This is a genomic window from Rhodoferax aquaticus (genome assembly GCF_006974105.1).
Lineage (GTDB): Bacteria > Pseudomonadota > Gammaproteobacteria > Burkholderiales > Burkholderiaceae_C > Allorhodoferax > Allorhodoferax aquaticus_A.
This window is the reverse complement of sequence record NZ_CP036282.1, coordinates 4,639,612-4,658,485: the sequence shown is the minus strand read 5'-3', so window position 1 is coordinate 4,658,485 and position 18,874 is coordinate 4,639,612. Positions and strand designations below refer to the sequence as shown.

The 18,874-nt window shown below is 60.3% G+C and carries 13 protein-coding genes; 8 read left to right on the top strand and 5 right to left on the bottom strand.

Going from position 1 to position 18,874, the window contains the following annotated elements; all coding sequences use genetic code 11:
- Positions 1–28 precede the first annotated feature (28 nt).
- The 4 genes from gnd to pdxR all read right to left on the bottom strand — a co-directional run bounded on the left by gnd (position 29) and on the right by pdxR (position 5,630).
- Entirely contained in the window at positions 29–1,480 is a 1,452-nt protein-coding gene (gnd, locus tag EXZ61_RS21440; RefSeq protein ID WP_142813948.1) for a decarboxylating NADP(+)-dependent phosphogluconate dehydrogenase, read from the bottom strand.
- Between the two features lie 110 nt (positions 1,481–1,590).
- The gene (locus tag EXZ61_RS21435) at positions 1,591–2,856 is read right to left on the bottom strand and encodes a type II toxin-antitoxin system HipA family toxin (protein WP_142813947.1); all 1,266 of its coding nucleotides are present in this window, start codon (positions 2,854–2,856) and stop codon (positions 1,591–1,593) included.
- Complete coding sequence (locus tag EXZ61_RS22305) at positions 2,853–3,962, bottom strand: helix-turn-helix transcriptional regulator (RefSeq protein WP_237219030.1); 1,110 nt, start codon at positions 3,960–3,962, stop codon at positions 2,853–2,855. Before EXZ61_RS22305 ends, EXZ61_RS21435 begins: the two co-directional genes overlap by 4 nt.
- A 168-nt stretch (positions 3,963–4,130) precedes the next feature.
- Positions 4,131–5,630 (bottom strand): MocR-like pyridoxine biosynthesis transcription factor PdxR, encoded by a 1,500-nt coding sequence (gene pdxR / locus EXZ61_RS21425; RefSeq protein WP_142813946.1) that lies wholly within the window; start codon positions 5,628–5,630, stop codon positions 4,131–4,133.
- Positions 5,631–5,639: 9 nt separating this feature from the next.
- Here pdxR and EXZ61_RS21420 point away from each other — a divergent pair, with 9 nt between their 5' ends.
- From EXZ61_RS21420 to EXZ61_RS21385, 8 genes are all read left to right on the top strand, one after another.
- Entirely contained in the window at positions 5,640–6,803 is a 1,164-nt protein-coding gene (locus EXZ61_RS21420) for a four-carbon acid sugar kinase family protein (protein ID WP_168224858.1), read from the top strand.
- Positions 6,800–7,792: a 4-hydroxythreonine-4-phosphate dehydrogenase PdxA gene (gene pdxA, locus EXZ61_RS21415; protein WP_142813944.1), complete on the top strand. Its 993-nt coding sequence runs from the start codon at positions 6,800–6,802 to the stop codon at positions 7,790–7,792. Before EXZ61_RS21420 ends, pdxA begins: the two co-directional genes overlap by 4 nt.
- A gap of 44 nt (positions 7,793–7,836) precedes the next feature.
- Positions 7,837–8,508 (top strand): nitronate monooxygenase, encoded by a 672-nt coding sequence (locus EXZ61_RS21410; protein WP_142813943.1) that lies wholly within the window; start codon positions 7,837–7,839, stop codon positions 8,506–8,508.
- A 271-nt stretch (positions 8,509–8,779) separates the two neighbouring features.
- A complete protein-coding gene (locus EXZ61_RS21405) occupies positions 8,780–11,062 on the top strand; it encodes a putative bifunctional diguanylate cyclase/phosphodiesterase (protein WP_168224857.1) in 2,283 nt (760 codons plus the stop codon).
- Positions 11,063–11,271: 209 nt separating this feature from the next.
- Positions 11,272–11,733, top strand: coding sequence for a hypothetical protein (locus EXZ61_RS21400; protein WP_142813941.1), 462 nt, complete (start codon positions 11,272–11,274; stop codon positions 11,731–11,733).
- A gap of 145 nt (positions 11,734–11,878) precedes the next feature.
- Entirely contained in the window at positions 11,879–13,852 is a 1,974-nt protein-coding gene (locus EXZ61_RS21395; protein WP_168224856.1) for an ATP-binding protein, read from the top strand.
- A gap of 133 nt (positions 13,853–13,985) precedes the next feature.
- The gene (locus tag EXZ61_RS21390) at positions 13,986–14,780 is read left to right on the top strand and encodes an alpha/beta fold hydrolase (protein ID WP_142813939.1); all 795 of its coding nucleotides are present in this window, start codon (positions 13,986–13,988) and stop codon (positions 14,778–14,780) included.
- Between the two features lie 14 nt (positions 14,781–14,794).
- Positions 14,795–17,854, top strand: coding sequence for a hybrid sensor histidine kinase/response regulator (locus EXZ61_RS21385; protein WP_168224855.1), 3,060 nt, complete (start codon positions 14,795–14,797; stop codon positions 17,852–17,854).
- 97 nt (positions 17,855–17,951) lie between these two features.
- On the opposite strand, the gene EXZ61_RS21380 is transcribed toward EXZ61_RS21385, so the two are convergent.
- Positions 17,952–18,869, bottom strand: coding sequence for an MBL fold metallo-hydrolase (locus EXZ61_RS21380; RefSeq protein ID WP_142813937.1), 918 nt, complete (start codon positions 18,867–18,869; stop codon positions 17,952–17,954).
- Between the last annotated feature and the right edge of the window lie 5 nt (positions 18,870–18,874).

Below are 18,874 nucleotides of genomic sequence, written 5' to 3'. Positions count from 1 at the left end.
AAATGGCAAAAATGCAAGAACCCTAACCTTACACCGTATAGGTGGTCGATGCGGTGTTTCCGCCGCGCCCTGTCCAGTTGGTGTGGAAGAACTCGCCGCGCGGCTTGTCAGTGCGCTCGTAGGTATGGGCGCCAAAGTAGTCACGCTGGGCTTGCAATAGGTTGGCGGGCAGACGCGCGGTGCGGTAGCCGTCAAAGTAGCTCAGGGCCGAGGTGATGGACGGCGCTGGAATGCCATTGGCAATGGCAGCGGCCGCCACACGCCGCCAGCCGCCTTGGGCTGCGTGCATCGCGTCTTTGAAGTAGTCGTCGAGCAGCAGGTTTTGCAGATTGGGGTTGGCATCAAATGCCGTCTTGATCTTGCCCAAAAACGCCGAGCGGATGATGCAGCCCCCGCGCCACATGAGCGCAATACCGCCGTAGTTGAGGTTCCAGCCGTACTCTTTGGCCGCCTCGCGCATGAGCAAGTAGCCTTGCGCGTAGGAGATGATTTTGGAGGCCAACAAAGCGTGGCGCACATCGGTGATAAAGGCTTGCTTGTCACCCTCAAACTTGGGCGTGGGGCCGCTCAAAATGGTGGACGCCAACACGCGCTCGTCTTTTTGCGAAGACAGGCAGCGGGCAAATACGGCTTCTGAAATCAAGGTCAGCGGAATGCCCAAGTCCAGCGCGATCACACCGGTCCATTTGCCGGTGCCCTTTTGGCCCGCGGTGTCCAAAATCTTCTCCACCAGCGGCTCGCCGTTTTCGCGGTAGCCCAAGATGTCGCGGGTGATTTCGATCAGGTAGCTGTCGAGCTCGCCTTCGTTCCACTCTTTGAACACCTGGTGCAACTCGTCGGCGTTCAGGCCCACATACTCTTTGAGGATGTGGTAGGCCTCGCAGATGAGCTGCATGTCGCCGTACTCAATGCCGTTGTGCACCATCTTCACAAAATGGCCGGCACCGTTTTCGCCTACCCAGTCGCAGCAGGGGCTGCCGTCGTCCACCTTGGCGGCGATGTTTTGGAAAATCTCTTTCACAAACGGCCAGGCCTTGGGCGAGCCGCCGGGCATGATGGACGGGCCAATCAGCGCGCCCTCTTCGCCGCCAGACACACCGGTGCCGATGAACAGCAGCCCTTTGCTTTCCAGGTATTTGGTGCGGCGGTTTGTATCGGGGAAGTGGGTGTTGCCCCCGTCCATGATGATGTCGCCGGGTTCTAAGTGGGGGATGAGTTGCTCAATAAAGTCGTCCACCGGTTTCCCTGCTTTGACCATCAGCATGATCTTGCGCGGCTTGGCCAGGGAGGCTACTAACTCTTCGATGGAGTGCGCGCCGCGAATGGTTTTGCCCTGCGCGCGGCCTGCCAAGAAGTTGTCTACCTTGTCTACCGAGCGGTTGTAAGCGGTGACGGTGTAGCCCTTGCTGGCCATGTTGAGGATCAGGTTTTCGCCCATGACGGCGAGGCCTACCAAACCGATATCGGATAGATTTTTCATTGAAGCGGGTGCTTGTGGCACGTGTTTGACAGGCCGCCATTATTCACACCTCGGGCCTGCGGTGGTTACAGCCCGGGTTCAGGGGGGGTGGCAGGTAGCCAATGCGCCCACTAGCAGTACGCCTTGCGCTGCAAGCGCAAGGCGTCACGGTCAATGCTGGCCTGCAGGCGCTCCATATCGGCTGGGCACACGCCATGTTGTGCAAAGTGCTGCGGCCACTGGTCCACCGTGCGGGCTACTTGGCGGATCAGCTCAACGGCGCGCGGCTTTTTAATGCTGAACTCGCTGAGTTGGGACAGCGCATTCTCCAGCGTGGACTCTGCGCCAGACGCGCCGACGATGAGCGCCTGGTAGCCCAAATTTTGCAAGCTAGGCACCACGTCATACGCCGGAGACAGCGCGTAGTAGCCATCAAACTCTAGGCGCAGGGCGTGGTTGCGCTCATGGTCGTCGGTGTTGTCCATCAAGATGTTGAACACCATGCGCTGGAACAACTCTTCGCGCATGCGCACTTGGTGGTCTGGGTGTGCCAGGCGCAACACCACCGTGGCCAGCGCGGCATAGCTCTCAGGCAAGCTGGCAGCGCGCAGCACGGTGTTGGCAGACACGCAGTGCAGGCGCAAGTTCTCTTGGCGGTCAAACCGTTGGATCGTGAGCGCATGGCGTGCTTTGCCGTAGCGCGGCGCCAAGGGCAGCGTGCCGGTGCGCGCCACGGTGATACCCGCCAGGGCGGCCAAGGTCATGGTGGCGTGTTCAATCAGCGGTGTGTCTACCGGGTCATCCAGTTCGCTGAGCTTCACCACACACGGGCCGTCTGCCGTGTGCAGCAGGGCCTTGGGGTGTGCACCGCCTAGGCTGGCGCCGGGTTGCAGCAGGCGCTGCATGTCGGGGGCAATAGGGGCTTGCAGCTGAACGTCTTCAACGGCTTGGGCAAGCTCCGCCAGCTGGTTCAGCTGCGGATAGGGCCCCAGCTTGCGCGGTAGGTAGCGCTGTGCCGACACAGAAACCCCTAGCGCGCCAAAGCGGTCATCGCCCGCAAACAGCAGCATCTCCAAAATCGACAAGCGCGCTGGGCGGTCCACATGGCGAATGATGCGTTCGCCCCAGCGGTCTGGTCGGGCGTCGTCCAGCGCGCCGGGTGCACTACCACGCTCACCCGCGCTGTAAGTTTGCCCCGCAATGATCGGCAGGTCTTCGCTCAAAGCAAAGTGCCACCATGCCGGCGCATAAGTGAACATGGCACAGTCAGCAAGCAATCGCGACAGGCTAAGTTCCCCTACCAACACAGGGTTGCTCGGGTCCACCAGCGCCCAGACATACAGTTGGTCTTGCGGTTGGTAGGTGATAGGGTCAACGCCCAGCGCAGGGTCTTTCATAGCTTGCGAGATCCTGGTACTTTTGCTATCAACGCAGCCAGACCGGTGGCGGTACGAACAGAGCTTTCAGCGGCGCTGGCAAGGCGCTGTTGCTCTTTGAACTCTTCCAGTGCACCACGAGACCCTAAGCCTAGCTTTTCAGCAGCGCTGGCAAGGCGCTGTTGCTCTTTGAACTCTTCCAGTGCACCACGAGACCCTAAACCTAGCTTTTCAGCGGCGCTGGCAAGGCGCCGTTGCTCTTTGAACTCTTCCAGTGCACCACGAGACCCTAAGCCTAGCTTTTCAGCAGCGCTGGCAAGGCGCTGTTGCTCTTGGAGCTTTTCCAGTGCACCACGAGACCCTAAACCTAGCTTTTCAGCGGCGCTGGCAAGGCGCTGTTGCTCTTTGAACTCTTCCAGTGCACCACGAGACCCTAAGCCTAGCTTTTCAGCAGCGCTGGCAAGGCGCTGTTGCTCTTGGAGCTTTTCCAGTGCACCACGAGTCCCTAAACCTAGCTTTTCAGCGGCGCTGGCAAGGCTCTGTTGCTCTTTGAACTTTTCCAGTGCACCACGAGACCCTAAGCCTAGCTTTTCAGCGGCGCTGGCAAGGCTCTGTTGCTCTTTGAACTTTTCCAGTGCACCACGAGACCCTAAGCCTAGCTTTTCAGCAGCGCTAGCAAGGCTCTGTTGCTCTTGTAAGCTTTGCCGCATCTTGGTATGGCTGTCTGCTCTCTTCACGGGGTTATCTGCCTCTTTTGCGCGTGCGACTTCTGTATCTGCTGGCGTACTAGGGAGCGATTTCGATACGTTTTGTACACGGGCACGCGGCCGCACCTTGGCGACCTCGCGCTCTAGGGCAATGGCGTCATGTTGCGGGGCAATGAGATTGGCTATGGATGCGCTTGGGTTGATCAACCACACACACATCACGTAGGACGCCATGGCGACGGATGGGTCGCCTTTTTCAATGCGCGCCATGGTGGGCTGCGACACCCCAAGCCGCTGGGCCCATTGGGCTTGGGTTTCTTTGCGGCGTTTGCGCGCGACCACAATGTTTTGTGCCAACAGTTGAATCTGTTGGATAACCGCCTGCGGGTAGTCGGAAGCGCTGATATTTTGCTTTGGCATTCATAGATGTTACTTAATTTATCAATTTATGCAAATCTATGAATTTTTTATAGCGATTTCCCCGACTTTGCCGCGGGCGTTTGCAATGTCAATTTATTCATAAAAATAGCAAAATTCTATAAAAAAACAATACTTATGAATAGATTGATCAATTGCCGCTGACTGAATCTAGCGCTTCTGCGCCCCATCACAGGTGCTTAAAGGTAGCTGCCCAAGCGCAGGCCAACAACTAGGAACGTAGGGCTTAACTAGAGCGGCCACACACCGCACCAAGTGTCCAAGCGCCAAATCCAAATCAGCCTCCCGCATATGCCCATAGCCCAGTAGCACGCCGTGGTGGGGGCTGGGGGCGTGGGTGAAGCTGCTCAAGGGGTAGAGCTGCACGCCGCTGGCGCGCAGCGCGTCTTCTAGTTGGCGGCTGGCGGCAGGGGTGGGCATTTGCAGCAGCACATGCAGGCCTCCTGCGTCGCCTTGTAGGTGCAAGCCATGCGTCTGTAGCGCTTGCACTTGTGTGCGCACCAAGGCGCGCAAGGCCGCAAAGTGGCGTTGCAGACGGCGTAAATGGCGCTCTAGCTCACCGCTGGCCAAGAGCCAGGCCACTGAGCGCTGCACGGGCCAGGAGCAATGGCGGCGTTGTGACTCCACCAAGTCGCCCAAGCGTGCAGCAATGGCCGCTGGTGCCACCACAAAGCCCAAGCGCAGCGCGGGGCTGATGGCCTTGGCAAAGGTGCTCACCAAAATCACTTGCTCGGGTGCTTGCGCCAACAGCGGCAAGCTGTGCTCGCTGGCAAACGCAAACTCATGGTCGTACTCGTTCTCTAGCACCATGGTGCCGTGGCGCTGTGCCAGGTGCAGCAGCTGGGCCCGCCTGTGGGCGGCTAGCGGCACACCCAAGGGGTAATGGTGGGCAGGGGTGACATGCAGCAACGCAGGTGGTGTGTTGCCTTCAAACACCGCTTGCACCTGTGCGCCATGTGCGTCCACTGGCAAGGGCACCACCTGTGCGCCTTGTGCGGCAAATGCCTGGGCCGCGCGCAGGTAGCCGGGGTTTTCTACGGCGCACACATCGCCGGGGCGCAGGAGTAGCTGGGCTAGCAGCTCAATGGCTTGGCCCGCGCCTTGGGTAACCACAATTTGCGCGGGCGACACGGCAGCCCCGCGCTTGCGCTGCAGCCAGGTGGCAATTTCGTGGCGCAAACCCAGGTCGCCCATGGGGTCGCCATAGCCTGCAGGCGGCAGGGTGCGCCCCGCCTCTTTGCAGGCCGCGCGCCACACGCGCAGTGGTAGGCCCACCGTACAGGCTTGGCCCAAGCGCCAATCCAGCCCGGGGGCGACGGTTGCGGGCGCAGCGGCCGCCAAGCGCCGGGCAAGGTGCGGTGTGGGGGCAGTGTTGGGCTCAATGCCTAAGGTGTGACTGGGCAGTGGCGCCACAAAAGTACCCTTGCGGCCTCGGGCCTGTAGCAGGCCTTGGGCGCATAGCTCGGCATAGGCTTGCACCACCGTGTCGCGCCCCAGCTGCGCTTGCTCCGCCAGCGCGCGGCTGGGCGGCATGCGCCAATGGGTAGGCAGCGCACCACTGCGGATGGCACGGCTCAATTGCGCCAGCAGCTGGTGCAGCTGCGCTTGGCTGGGGTCCAGCTGCAGGGCAATGGGAAGGCGAGGGTCCATGGCGCGAGTATGCCCTTGCACGCTGTTTGGTGGGTAAATTTGCAGCCGTTTTGGTGGGTATTGGTGGGCCGAGGCCCGCACACTGGCGGCATGCAGATACGAATCATCACCGACGATTTCACCAGCGCCACCGACGGTGTGGCCGCCTTTGCCCAGCGGGGCTGGCCCACCGCAGTGGCCATGGGCGAGGCCTATGACCCCACCCTGCCAGTGCTCAGCGCCGACACCGACAGCCGCCTGTGTGCTCCTGAGGTGGCTGCCCAGCGCGTGGCGGCGTGGGCTAAGCAGTGGGCCACAGCGCCCGTGTTGGTCAAACAGTTTGACTCCACCTTGCGCGGCCCTTTTGCCGCAGAGTGCGCCAGCGCATGGACGCACAGCGGCAAGCCGCGCATGCTGGTGGTGCCCTCTTTTCCGGCGGCAGGGCGCACCATGCAGCACGGTGAAGTGCTGCTGCACGGCACACCGGTGCACCGCTCCGCCTTTGGCCAAGACCCGCACAACCCCGTGCGGCACAGTGGCTTGCTGGGCTACTTTGCCCCAGTGGGTATTGCGCTGCACCTCGTTGCCACGGTTGGCGAAGCGCAGGCGGCCTTTGCCGCAGGCCACACCGCCGTGGCGTTAGACATTGCTACCGACGAAGAACTGCAACACGCCGCTCGGCAATTTGTGGGGGATGCCGGCCTGCTGTGGGCTGGCTCTACCGGCATTGTGCGGGCCTTGGCGCAGGCGCTGGCCCCCGCGCAGCCAGTGGCTCCCAGCCCGTGGCGTGTCAGTGCAGCCCCGTGGGTGTTGGTGGGCAGTGTGAACCCCGTATCGCACGCGCAGGCCGCCACATTGGCTTTAGCCTGCCCAACCGTGCCACTGTTGCTGACCCGCCTGGTGCGCAGCGACCCATTGACAGCCACGCAGGCCTTGGTAGCCCAACTGGCGCAGGCCATTCAGAGTGGCCAGTGCGACGGCGTGGTGGTGACTGGCGGCGAAACCGCCAAAGCCTTGGCGCAGGCGCTGGGCGCCACGCAGCTGCGCGTGCTGCAAGACCTAGAACCCGGCGTGCCCCTGTGCCTGATGCAGGTGGCGAACCAGTGGGTCCCCCTTATTTCCAAAGCCGGTGGCTTTGGCGACTCCCACACCTTGGTGCGCTGTGCCCAAGCATTGATGAAAGGACAGGTATGACAACCGTCGCAGTGACCTTGGGCGATGCCGCTGGCATTGGCCCCGAAATTGTGGTTAAGGCTTTTGCCGACCCCGCGATCAACCCGGTCTGCTCCGCCTTTGTGGTGGGGCACGCAGCTACGCTGGAGCGCGCAGCACAGCGTTTCGCGCCTGGCTTGCAAGTGCGCCGCATCACCCACGCTGCGCAGCACCGCACCGCTGCGGGCGTGGTGGACGTGCTGGATGTGGGCGAGCTGCCGGATGACCTCCCCATGGGGCAGGTGAGCGCGCTGGCGGGCCAAGCGGCTTTTGAGGCCATTGACTGCGCCATTGGCATGGCGCTGCGGGGCGAGGTGGCGGCCATCTGCACCGCGCCCATCCACAAAGAGGCGCTGGCCGCTGCAGGGGTGCCTTACCCGGGCCACACCGAAATGCTGGCCGAGCGCACCGGCAGCACCGACACCGCCATGATGCTGGTCAACCCCCAGCTGCGCACCATACTGGTCACGGTGCACTGCGCCATGCGCCAAGCCCTAGAGCTGCTCACGGTGGAGCGCGAGTTGCGCATCATCTTGCTGGCCCACCGCAGCCTGCAAGCCATGGGCATGGCCCAACCGCGCATCGCGGTGGCAGGGCTCAACCCCCATGCAGGCGAAGGCGGCCTGTTTGGCAGCGAAGATTTGCAGATCATTGCGCCCGCCATTGCCCAGGCCCGAGCCATGGGCGTAGACGCCAGCGGCCCCCACCCGGGTGACACCGTGTTCATGCAAGCCCGCCGGGGGCGCTACGACATCGTGGTGGCCCAGTACCACGACCAAGGGCTGATTCCCATCAAGCTCTTGGGCGTGGAAGACGGCGTCAACGTCACCGCAGGCCTGCCCTTTGTGCGCACCAGCCCAGACCACGGCACCGCGTTTGACATTGCGGGCCAGGGCATTGCCGATGCCAGCAGCCTTAAGACCGCCCTGCGCGCTGCCGTGCAGCTCAGCCAAGGCGCGGCAGCGCGGTAAGCGCGCTCATTCATTCATCACTTATTTGAAAAAAAGGACACCCCATGAGCCGCTTCATCCTCATGCTCACCCATAGCGACCGCACTGTGGCAGACGCCCACGCCGTGTACCAAGGCCTGCGCGGCTGCCGCTTGGACTGTGTGGGTTTCAAAGACATTGGCCTGCCGATGGAAGACTTGGCCACGCTCACCCAGGCCATCCACGACGACGGCCGCACCGTCATGCTGGAGGTGGTGAGCAGCACGCGCGAAACAGAGCTGGCGTCCATCCAAGCGGCGGTGGAATTGGGGGTGGACTATGTGCTGGGCGGGCGCCATGCCGCCGAGGCCGCAGCGCTGCTGCGCGGCACGGGCATTCGCTACTTTCCGTTTGCGGGCCACACCGTGGGCCACCCCACGCGCTTGGTAGGCAGCATTGACGAGATCGTGGCCGACGCCCAAGCCCTAGCCGCTATCGAAGGTGTGCACGGCCTGGACTTGCTGGCCTACCGCTTCGACGGCAACGTGCCCGAACTCACCCGCCGCGTGGTGCAGGCCGTCAACATTCCCGTCATTGCCGCAGGCAGCATAGACCGGCTAGAGCGCATTGAAGCCATGCAAGCTGCAGGCGCTTGGGGCTTCACGGTAGGCAGCGCCCTGTTTGACGCCACCTTCGCCGTAGACCCCATCGCCGCCCAGGTGAACTGGATCTTGGCGCAAGAGGGAGTTGAGGTCTAAAACTGGCTGCTACGCCCATGGCATATGCGCAAGCAGCTATCAAAAATGTAGTGATCGAGCGGCGTGGATTGCCGCTGGCTTGCGGGGAAACGCTGGTTTCGCCCATTTTGGGCGGCTGAGTTTGCAAATTCACTCATATTTCCTTCACTGCACGCCACAATTTCACCTCGTATTTCCAAAGTGAATATCAAGGGTATTGCGCCCTGACAGATCGAGGGGAGCAATGGGCAGTCAAGCAAACAGTAATAGGACTCCAAAGTCAGCACTTGCCTTGGCGACTGCCATTGTCGTGCTTGCCTGTTGGTTGCAGGTTCGATTGCACCCCGAGGCCGAACACGCGGTGCTCCTACAGAACATTCAGTGGACTTTGGCATTTGCTGTGGGTGCATGGATGGCATGGAGCGGGTATCGGGCGTCCAGTCCCGAGTTGGCGATTGCCAAACGCCATCAATTCTTGGGCTTGCTATGCCTTGGTCTGGGGCAAGTGGTTTGGGACGTGCAGGCCTACGTAGCTTGGACGCCTTTTCCGGGGCCGTCGGACCTGGTCTTTTTCCCTTCCACGGTTTTCTTCCTTACAGGCTTTCTGGCATTGGTCCGCCGCGATAGGTGGACGCAGGTGCTTGCCGATGTTGCGGGCTTCGCCTTGGGTGCTGGGATACTGACCTTGACCTTGTACCTCTCCGTAGCGGGGGAAAGTCGGAAGTTTCAGCTGTTTGTGCTGTGCAGCTATCCCGTCGGTATGCTGAGCGCAGGAGCCTGTTTTGTGATTTTGCAACTGCATGACAGGCAACGGTGGCGGGTGGGCTCGCTCGCTCTAGGTATCGGTATCTGTGCACTTGGTTTGACATGGATGTCTTGGAACCTAGGGCAACTCAAGGGAGAGCAGCAACTTGGCACCATGACCAGCCTGGCGTTCTCTCTGTCAGCACTGACGATTGGTTGGGCGAGTTACGTTTGGCGGAGCCATGTGGACACGTCCGCCAGCTATGACCGTTTGTGTGAAGGAGTCCTGCGCCAGCTGCCTCTGGTGATGGTGGCACTTACGACCAGCACCTTAGGTCTCTTGGCCGTTGGTGATACGGTTCCGCATATTCTGCGCACTCCGCTGGTGTGGGCGGCCTTTCTGGTGTTGGTATTCGCTGTGTATCGGCAGACACGCTCGCTGAGCGAAAGAGACCGTCTGTTGGCGGCGGAGCGGGTGGTGCTGGAGAGCCAGGCGAAACTGCAGCATTTGGCCCACCACGATCCGCTCACGGGCCTGCCCAACCTCACGCTCTTGCGGGACCGGGTGGACCAGGCCACAGAAACCGCGGGTCGGCATGGCACCAAGTTTGCGTTGATGTTTATTGATCTGGACAATTTCAAAGAGGTCAACGACACACTGGGGCACGATGCCGGAGATGCGCTGTTGTGCACCATCGCCGAGCGATTTCAGTCACTGCTGCGTGCCACCGACACGGTGAGCCGCCAAGGCGGCGATGAGTTTTCGATTGTTCTTCATGAGGTACAAGACCTAGCGCAAGTCTCGAGCGTTGCCGAAAAGCTCAGTGAGCTTGCCAATGGGTATCTCTCCATTCAGCACCAGGAGATACCCTTGTCGTTTTCAGTGGGCATTGCCATGTTCCCAGACGACGCCAGCGATTTCGCCGGTTTGATGCGTTGTGCCGATACCGCGATGTACAAGGCGAAGGCGGCTGGGGGGCGCACGTACCGGTTTTACGATGCCAAAATGAACGACGAAGCCGCATCTCGCATGCGCATTCGATCCCATTTGGCACGTGCCGTCGAAAAGAACGAATTGAGCCTGCTTTGGCAGGCGCAGGTGGATTTATCCAATGGTTCTTTTTGCGGTGTAGAGGCCTTGGTGCGCTGGACTCACCCTGAGCTCGGACAGGTATCGCCGGCCACTTTTATACCGGTTGCAGAGACGACAGGACACATTCTTCCCATCGGAACCTGGATTCTCCATACCGCCTGCCGGCAGGCCGCGGCTTGGCTTGCACAAGGGCTGCAGATTTCCTCCATATCGGTCAACATTTCTATGGTGCAGTTCATTCGTGGCAATGTTGAACTCCAAGTAGCAGAGGCCTTGCGCAGCTCCGGCTTGCCCCCGTCGCTGCTGAAATTGGAGATTACAGAATCAGTGTTCATGCACGATAAAGACACTGTGCTGGAAACCGTCGATCGCTTGGTGAAATTGGGCGTGAAACTGTCTATTGACGATTTTGGAACAGGGTATTCGAGCCTTTCTTGTGTGCAGCGCCTCAAGGTAGATGCCATCAAAGTCGACCAGTCTTTTGTTCGTGGCCTACCTGGCAATGCAGGTTCTTGCGCCATCGTCAAAGCGGTCATTGACATGGCCAAAGCCATGGAATTGGCCGTGGTCGCAGAGGGTGTGGAAACACAGGAACAGTGCGATTGGCTCCGTCAAAACGGCTGCGGCATTGCCCAGGGCTACCTTTTTTCAAAGCCCCTTGGGGCTTCAGATTTTGAAAACTTGTGGGCTCACGCGGCATGGCGTAGCGCTAGTCAAAACAGGCTGCAGTACGGTTAACGCCTTCTTGGTCGTGCGAGGGATGTAAGCGCTGTGCGATGCTCGTGTGTGTCGTCAAACCGGTGAAGAGGGTTTGATGCACTCACCGTGGGGACCAAAGCCTTGGCGCCTTGCTCAAATGACGCAGTGAATATGGGGTCAAACACTGCGCTGGACCTCAAAGCGCTTTGTGTGGGCGACAATTTTGTTTTTGTTCTATCAAGCCCTCTATGCCTGGTTCATTTGACGAGCAGTTCGAACGCTCATTCGGTGCGGTTGCATTCATTGCCAACCGGCACATGATGGATCACATGCGTCGCCTGTCTGTGGAAATGGAAATGGATTTCGAGTCTGTGTATGTGTGGGGATTGGTCGCACATTTGGGTGCCATCAAGTACTTCGGCACCGGGAGAGACTCCGCTCAGGAGACGCCTGTCAACAGTGTTCCTCAAGAGGCGTTGCAGGGGGTGCGGCTTTCAGATCTGACCGCGATATCAGGCTTGCCCAGAGAGACATTGCGACGCAAGCTCGAGGCCTTGCAAGCAAGCAAAAGGCTTTTGCGGGATGACAAGGGTCTATGGGTATTGCATCCAGATGGGATTGAAGAGCGGACCAAGGAATTCACCAAAGAAACGGTGCGGCGCTTGTTGAATGCGGCCCGAGATATTGAACAGCTGCTATCGCGCAGCTAGCCAAGCGAGAGCCCCATGTAAGTCAATGCTGAAGGTCTGCTTCAGTGGAGTGGTGCGACCTTAGTTCCGGCTCGCCCTGGAGCTTTCGCAAGGTATGGGTTTATGCCACACTGGTGCTATTCCAGTTACGGAGTGCAGCACATCCATGTGGTCTGAAATCAGTTCACCCGAGGCATTCGCGCAGGCTTGCGGCCTGTTGCAGGCCGTGCTTGCCATCTTGATGTGGCAGCACCGCGCCATGCGACGCGGTTGGGGTTTGGGCTGGTTAAGCCTGTCCATGGCCACCGGTGCATTGCTGAATCTGGCGGCTCCTTGGTTGATTACGCCACTGCTAGTGCCCGATGCGCTGCGCCAGTCCTCACGGTGGTTGTTGGCCGTCGCCATGCTAGCGGGCTTTGGCAGTTTGGCGGCCATGGTGGCTGGCTTGCGCGCCTTCTGTGAGCGCCCGGGCTGGAAGCCAAGCACGGTTTTCCTTCTGGTATGGCTTACTTTGCCAGTGATGGTCATTCTGGCAGGCATGCTCAGAATTTCAGGCGTTGCAGATTGGGCGACCTTGGTGCTCTTTGCCTATGGTGCCCTGCTCTGTATGGACGCGGCTAAAGATGAGCGGGGTGTCGGGCATCCGTTGCTGGCGGCTGTGCTGGTGCTCCACCCCGTGATACTGATTGCCATGGGGTTTGCCTCCATGGATGTGGCTAGCGCGCGGTATTTCTCCTCTGCACCGTACACCATCATTGGCGTCGTGCTGTTCTCCGTTGCGCTGAACCGTATGCGCTTAGAGCGCGAACGCGCGCAGCAAGAGTTGCATGCGCTCAATGGCGCGTTGGAACAGCGTGTTATCCAACGTACGCAGGAAATTGCGCAACGCAATGAAGAGCTGGCATTCAGTCTGGAGCAACTGGAGCGGGCCCGTGAAGAACTTGCCAGCAGCGAGCAGCGCTTGCAGCATGTGATGACCGCCAGCGGTGAAGGCATCTGGGACTGGAACGTCCGAGACGGAACGATGTACAACAGCCCGCGCTTAAGTGAAATGATGGGCTTTCCGCTCGAAGAGCAGCACCGCAACATCTCTGTGTTTGACACGCTGACGCCCCCAGAGGAGCGCGCTGCCATTCAGGCGGCTATCGGCCATTGCCTGGAGGGGCACGGGCCCTATCGGTTGGAGCACCGCATGCGGCGAAAGGACGGTGGCATGTTGTGGGTCGATGACCGGGGTGATGTCGTGGAACGCGACGCCAATGGCGCGGCTTTGCGGATGGTGGGTAGCGTTGCGGATATCACGCCGCGCAAAGAGGCTGAGCAGGCGTTGCGAGCGGCCCAGGAGCGACTGGTCCACGCTGAAAAATTGGCTGCGCTGGGTGGGCTTGTGGCCGGTGTTGCCCACGAGCTCAACACTCCCTTGGGCAACGCCTTAACGACGGTCAGTGCATTGCACGATGGCCTACGGAACCTCTCCAATGCGCAGACCAGTGGCACCTTGCGCCGTTCCCAGCTAGAGGCATTTCTGGATGAAGGGCTGGCTGCAGGGGAGTTGGTCATGCGCAATGTGGACCGTGCGGCCCGGCTGGTTGAAAGCTTCAAGCAGGTCGCAGTGGATCAATCGAACCTGCGTCGGCGGACCTTCGATTTTGGCCTTGTCGTGCAAGACACGATCGCCATGTGCAGGCCCTCCTTTAAGACGAAACCGGTGACGATTGAGGTAGATATTCCAGCCGGTATGACGATGGACAGCCATCCGGGGCCGCTGGAGCAGGTGTTGACTAACCTCATTCAAAACGCCGTGGTCCATGGCTTAGGCGACTTGCCTGCGCTGCATCTGCGCATCACCGTTCAAGCTTTAGCACACGACGGGCAGCAGGGCGTGGAAATGGTCTTTGCAGATGACGGACAAGGCATGACCAGCGAAGTGGTCAAGCAGGCCTTTGACCCCTACTTCACGACGCGCTTTGGCCAGGGCGGCTCGGGGCTGGGGCTCTACATTGTGTACAACCTGGTGCAAAGCGCTTTGGGTGGGACCATTGCGCTGAAAAGCACCCCAGGTCACGGCGTAAAGTTCACCCTGTGGTTGCCCACCGTGGCACCCCAGTCTGTGCCAAGCGCGATCGATGACATGCCGTGATACTTTCCTTGACATGCCCTCAAGGGATGACTGATTTGAGCCATTCAATGCCGGTGTTCTGCTAGCTGGATGGATCTTTGCCAAGAATAGGGCGTGGTGCTATCCTCTTTTGACCCCACCTTGAAAGGCTCTCATGACAGTTCTGCGACGCAACAATGTGCATGTCTTAGAGGGCTCTGGCCCGACCTTGGTCTACGGGCATGGGTTTGGCTGCAGCCAGAACATGTGGGACCGCATTACCCCCGCCTTTGTGGGTGAAACCCAGCAGGTGTTGTTTGACTATGTGGGCAGTGGCCAGTCTGACATAGGCGCTTTTGACCCCCAACGCTACGCATCGCTGCAGGGCTACGCCCAAGATCTGATCGAGGTGTGTGACGCCCTGAGCCTGAAGGGCGATGTGATCTACATCGGCCACTCTGTCAGTTGCAGCATTGGCGTGTTGGCCGCCATTGCCAGGCCCGAGCTGTTCCGTAAGTTGGTGCTCTTGGGCCCCAATCCGTGCTTTGTGAATGATGCAGAAGGCTATGTCGGTGGATTTGAGCGCGCGGACCTAGAGGGCTTGCTGGCGTTGATGGATCAAAACTACATCGGTTGGGCCAACTACCTGGCGCCCGTCATCGCGTCACAAGACGAGTCGGGCGCAGTGACACGGGAACTCTCCAACAGCTTTTGCTCTACCGACCCGGTGGCTGCACGGGTGTTTGCACAGACCACGTTCTTTTCCGATAACCGGGCCGACTTGGCCAAAGTGGGCCAAGACTGCCTGGTCATTCAGCACCGACACGACACGCTCGCGCCCTTGGCCGTAGGCGAATTTGTGCATGCCCATTTGCGCAACAGCACCTTGAAGGTGTTGGACGTGTCGGGCCATTGCGCCCACATGAGCCACCCGCAAGCGGTGATCGAGTTGATTCGTGCATTCATTTAGGCACCGCTTACCCCTTGCAATCCTTCGACACACTGCCTTGCCCGGTATTGGTCACTGATCGATACGGACGTATCGCGACGGTCAACGCCAGTTTGCTGGACTTGGTGGGGGGTGACAGCCAGCGGTGGTGCGGCCAGTCCATGGAGGGCATGCTTCCGGTGCCCAGTCGCATCTTCTTGCAAACCCACTTGTTGCCCATGGTGCTGCACGACGGGCACCTTCAAGAAATCAAGCTGGAGGTGCTGGACCGGCAGGGTGCGCGTACGCCGGTCTTGGCCAACTGCAAACGCTGGCTCGATGGGGACATGGAGTTCTACCACTGGGTGCTGTTTGTATCGCGTGAGCGCAGCCGGTTTGAAGCTGAATTGCTAGAGGCCCGCAACCGTGCTGAGGCCAGCGCGCGTGCCCTGGCTGAGCGAGAACGTGCGCTGACCGCCTTGTCCAGTGAGTTGCTTGCGGCGCAAGAGAAGGTGCGATTGGCCACAGAGAGCAGTGGCATAGGTGTTTGGGACCTCAATTTGGTGACGGGGGAACTCATTTGGGACGCCCAGAGTTACCGTTTGCACGGCTTGGAGCCCTGCACAGAAGCCCGTGATTACGGCTTTTGGGCGGCTCATGTGCACCCTGACGATATAGGCGCGGCTGATGCTGCTTTCCAACGGACCTTGTTGACAGGGGCTGACTTTTTCAGCGAGTTCAGGGTCGTGTGGCCAGATGGCACTGTACGCCACATGCGCGGTTTTGGTCGACTCGGGAGAGACGCACATGGCCAAGCGGTGAGCGTGGTCGGCACCAACATTGACGTCACCGAGGCTGTTCACCATGCCCAATCGCTCAAAGAGGCCCGTGACCAGGCGGAGGCCGCCAGCCAGAGCAAAGGCCAGTTTCTGGCCAATATGAGCCACGAGATTCGCACCCCTATGAATGCGATCTTGGGCATGCTCGCCCTGCTGCAACACACCGACTTAACGTCGCGCCAAAGAGACTACGCCAGCAAGACCGAGGGCGCTGCCAAGTCGCTGTTGGGCCTACTCAACGACATTTTGGACTTCTCCAAGGTGGACGCCGGCAAGATGACGCTGGAGCGGGAACCCCTGCGGCCTGATGCCCTGTTGCGCCAACTGGCGGTGGTGCTCTCAGCCAATGTGGGTGCCAAAAACATTGAGGTGCTGTTTGACGTAGACCCTGCTTTGCCTGAGGTGGTGTTGGGCGATGCGATGCGCTTACAGCAAGTGCTGATTAACCTGTGCGGCAATGCCATCAAGTTCACCACGGTGGGGCAGGTGGTGCTGGCACTGCAAGTGCAGGCGTGCAGTGCCGAGGAGGTCACCGTGCAGTTTTCAGTGCAGGACACCGGCATTGGCATTGCCCCGGAGCACCAGCAACACATTTTTAGCGGTTTCTCGCAGGCCGAGGCGTCCACCACCCGCCGTTTTGGTGGCACCGGGCTGGGCTTGGCCATTTGCAAGCGCTTGGTCGAGCTCATGGGCGGACAGATTGGCATCAACAGCACGCCCGGTGTGGGCAGCACCTTTTTCTTCACCATCACGCTGCCGGTGGTCGCTGACCTGGAGGACGCGGAAAACGCGCAGGGCACCCAGTCGGCGATGCGCCGCGCATTGGTCGTGGATGACAACCCGATTGCCGGGGCTTTGCTGGTGCGCATGGTGCAGTCTCTGGGCTGGACTGCCCACCTGGCAACCAGCGGGGCGCAGGCCCTGGCCTTGGTTGCTGCTACCCATGGGCCCAACAGTGAGCCACCCTACGACGTGGTCTACATGGACTGGCAGATGCCTGAGATGGACGGCTGGCAGACAACAGCCGCTTTGCAGCAATGGTGTGCCCAAAGTGGTCTTGCGCCACTGCGCACCGTCATGGTGAGCGCCCATGGCCGAGAGAACCTGTCGCAGCGCTCGCCCGACGAGCAAGCCCTGTTGCACGGCTTTTTGGTCAAGCCGGTCACTGCTTCTATGTTGCGGGAAGCGGCCGATGAGCAAGCCCCGGGCCACTCTAGGGTCAGGCAGTCGGCGCGCGGGGGCAGCAGTTTGCGCCAGCTCAACGGCATGCGCATTCTGGTGGTGGAAGACAATCTGATCAACCAACAGGTGGCCGAGGAATTGCTGACCATGGAGGGGGCCGTGGTGTCCCTGGCCGCCAATGGGCTGCTGGGCGTGGAGGCGGTGCGCGCTGCCGCGCCCCCGTTTGATGCGGTGCTGATGGACATTCAGATGCCCGTGCTCGACGGCTATGGCGCAACCCAACGTATTCGCGAAGACTTGGGGTTGACAGCGCTGCCCATTGTGGCCATGACCGCCAATGCCATGGCCGGTGACCGCGAAATGTGTCTGGCCCGTGGCATGACTGACCATGTGGGCAAACCCTTTGACATGGCGCAATTGGTGTCGCTGTTGATTCGCACCACTCGGTTTACGCCAAGTAGAGGGGATACACATGGCGCTGTGCCAGAGGTATTGGCCGAAGCGGCCCTGTCCATTGCGGGGCTGGACGTGGGCACCGCGATTGCGCGCATGTCGGGCCTCAGGTCCCTGTATGTGCGCACCGCGCGCGATTTTTCTAAGGGGCTGGGCTCTGTGGTGGCGGACTTACGGGCGTTGGTTGAGACAGGTGCCCACCCGCAAGCCTGCATGCTGCTGCACACCCTTAAAGGCAATGCCGGCACGGTGGGAGCCACGGCGCTTGCCCAAGAGGCTGGCCGACTGGAGACCCTGTGCGCAGATGCCAGACCTGACACCAAGCCCCTGCCACTGACCACGCTGGAAGCCTTGGTCATCAGTACCGCCGCGTCGCTGCACCAAGCAATGGAGGCGCTGGAACCGGCGTCAGCCCCAACGTCGCCATTGGCTCTGGCAACCCCACAAGCGCACGCCGCTTTACAGGAGTTGGTCGGTTTGCTTCAAGCGTCGGATCTGGCGGCCTTGCAGCGCTTTGCCGAATTGCGCACCACGCTGCAGAGCCTACCTGCGGAGTCGCTCGACGGTCTGGACGAAGCGTTGCAGAACTTGGACCTGGACACGGCGCTGGCGCTGTGTCTCGCCTGCATGGGCAAGGGATAAGCCTCAGACATAAAGACGGTGATTTTGCTTTGCAGCCCTGCGGTGGCTGACAGCCCAACTCCACCGCTCACTCGGATGACGCTTCACCAGAACCTGCTCACGGCACCCAAGCCGGAAAGTAGCCCAAAGCGCCTTGCACTGCGCTGTCGTGTGCGGGCACTACTACCAAGTTGGGCTCTGCCTGCATCAGTGCGCGCACCTTTTCTAGGCTGCTTTGGGTCTGCTGCGCGTCGCCGTCCACCAGTTTGCCGGCCACCCAAAACTTGGGCTCGCCCTGCTGCAAAGCGGCCACGGTCCACGCCACGTCGCCTATGAAGAAGTACTGCGTGCCCGAGTCAGTGGTCACAAACAGGCCCATGGAGCCCGGGGTGTGGCCAGGCATGGGTACCAGCACTACTTTGCCGTCTTGGTACAGGTCTAGGCTTTCGGGATAGCCCTTGAATGGGACCGGTTGAAACGCCAGTGCGTCCCACTGGATGGAGGCGGCGCTGATTTGCGACTCCCAGGTGCCGCCAGGGCCGGTGCTGGGATGGCGAATGAGCGCCAGTTCTGCCGCAGCAACGCCTACTTTCGCTTCGGGAAAGTCTTGCACCCCGCCCGCATGGTCCCAATGGCTGTGGCTCAGGATCACACGTTTCAGCGGGGCGATGCCAGCCTTGTCGAGCTGCGCACGCGCAGGGACTACGGGCTTGTCGTACTTAAAAAACGGGCGCCACCAAATGGGCATGCCTTGTTGGTATTGGCCGTCAATCTGGCTGCCCATGCCGGTGTCAAACAACAGGTAGTCCTTGCCGTGCTTGATCAAAAAGGCTGAGAAGTTGGAGTCCACTTGTTGGGTGAGGCTGCCACCAGGTACCAGCAGCGCCTCCACCACGGCCACTTGCGATGTTTTGATGATGGCAACCCCCACTTCAGGCGCGGCGCTGGGCTTGGGGTTTGTGGTTTGGGCGTGCAGCGCGGCTGTTAAAACAACCGGCAACACGAGCGTGAGCAAAAGCTTGAAAGGGTGCAACATGGCTT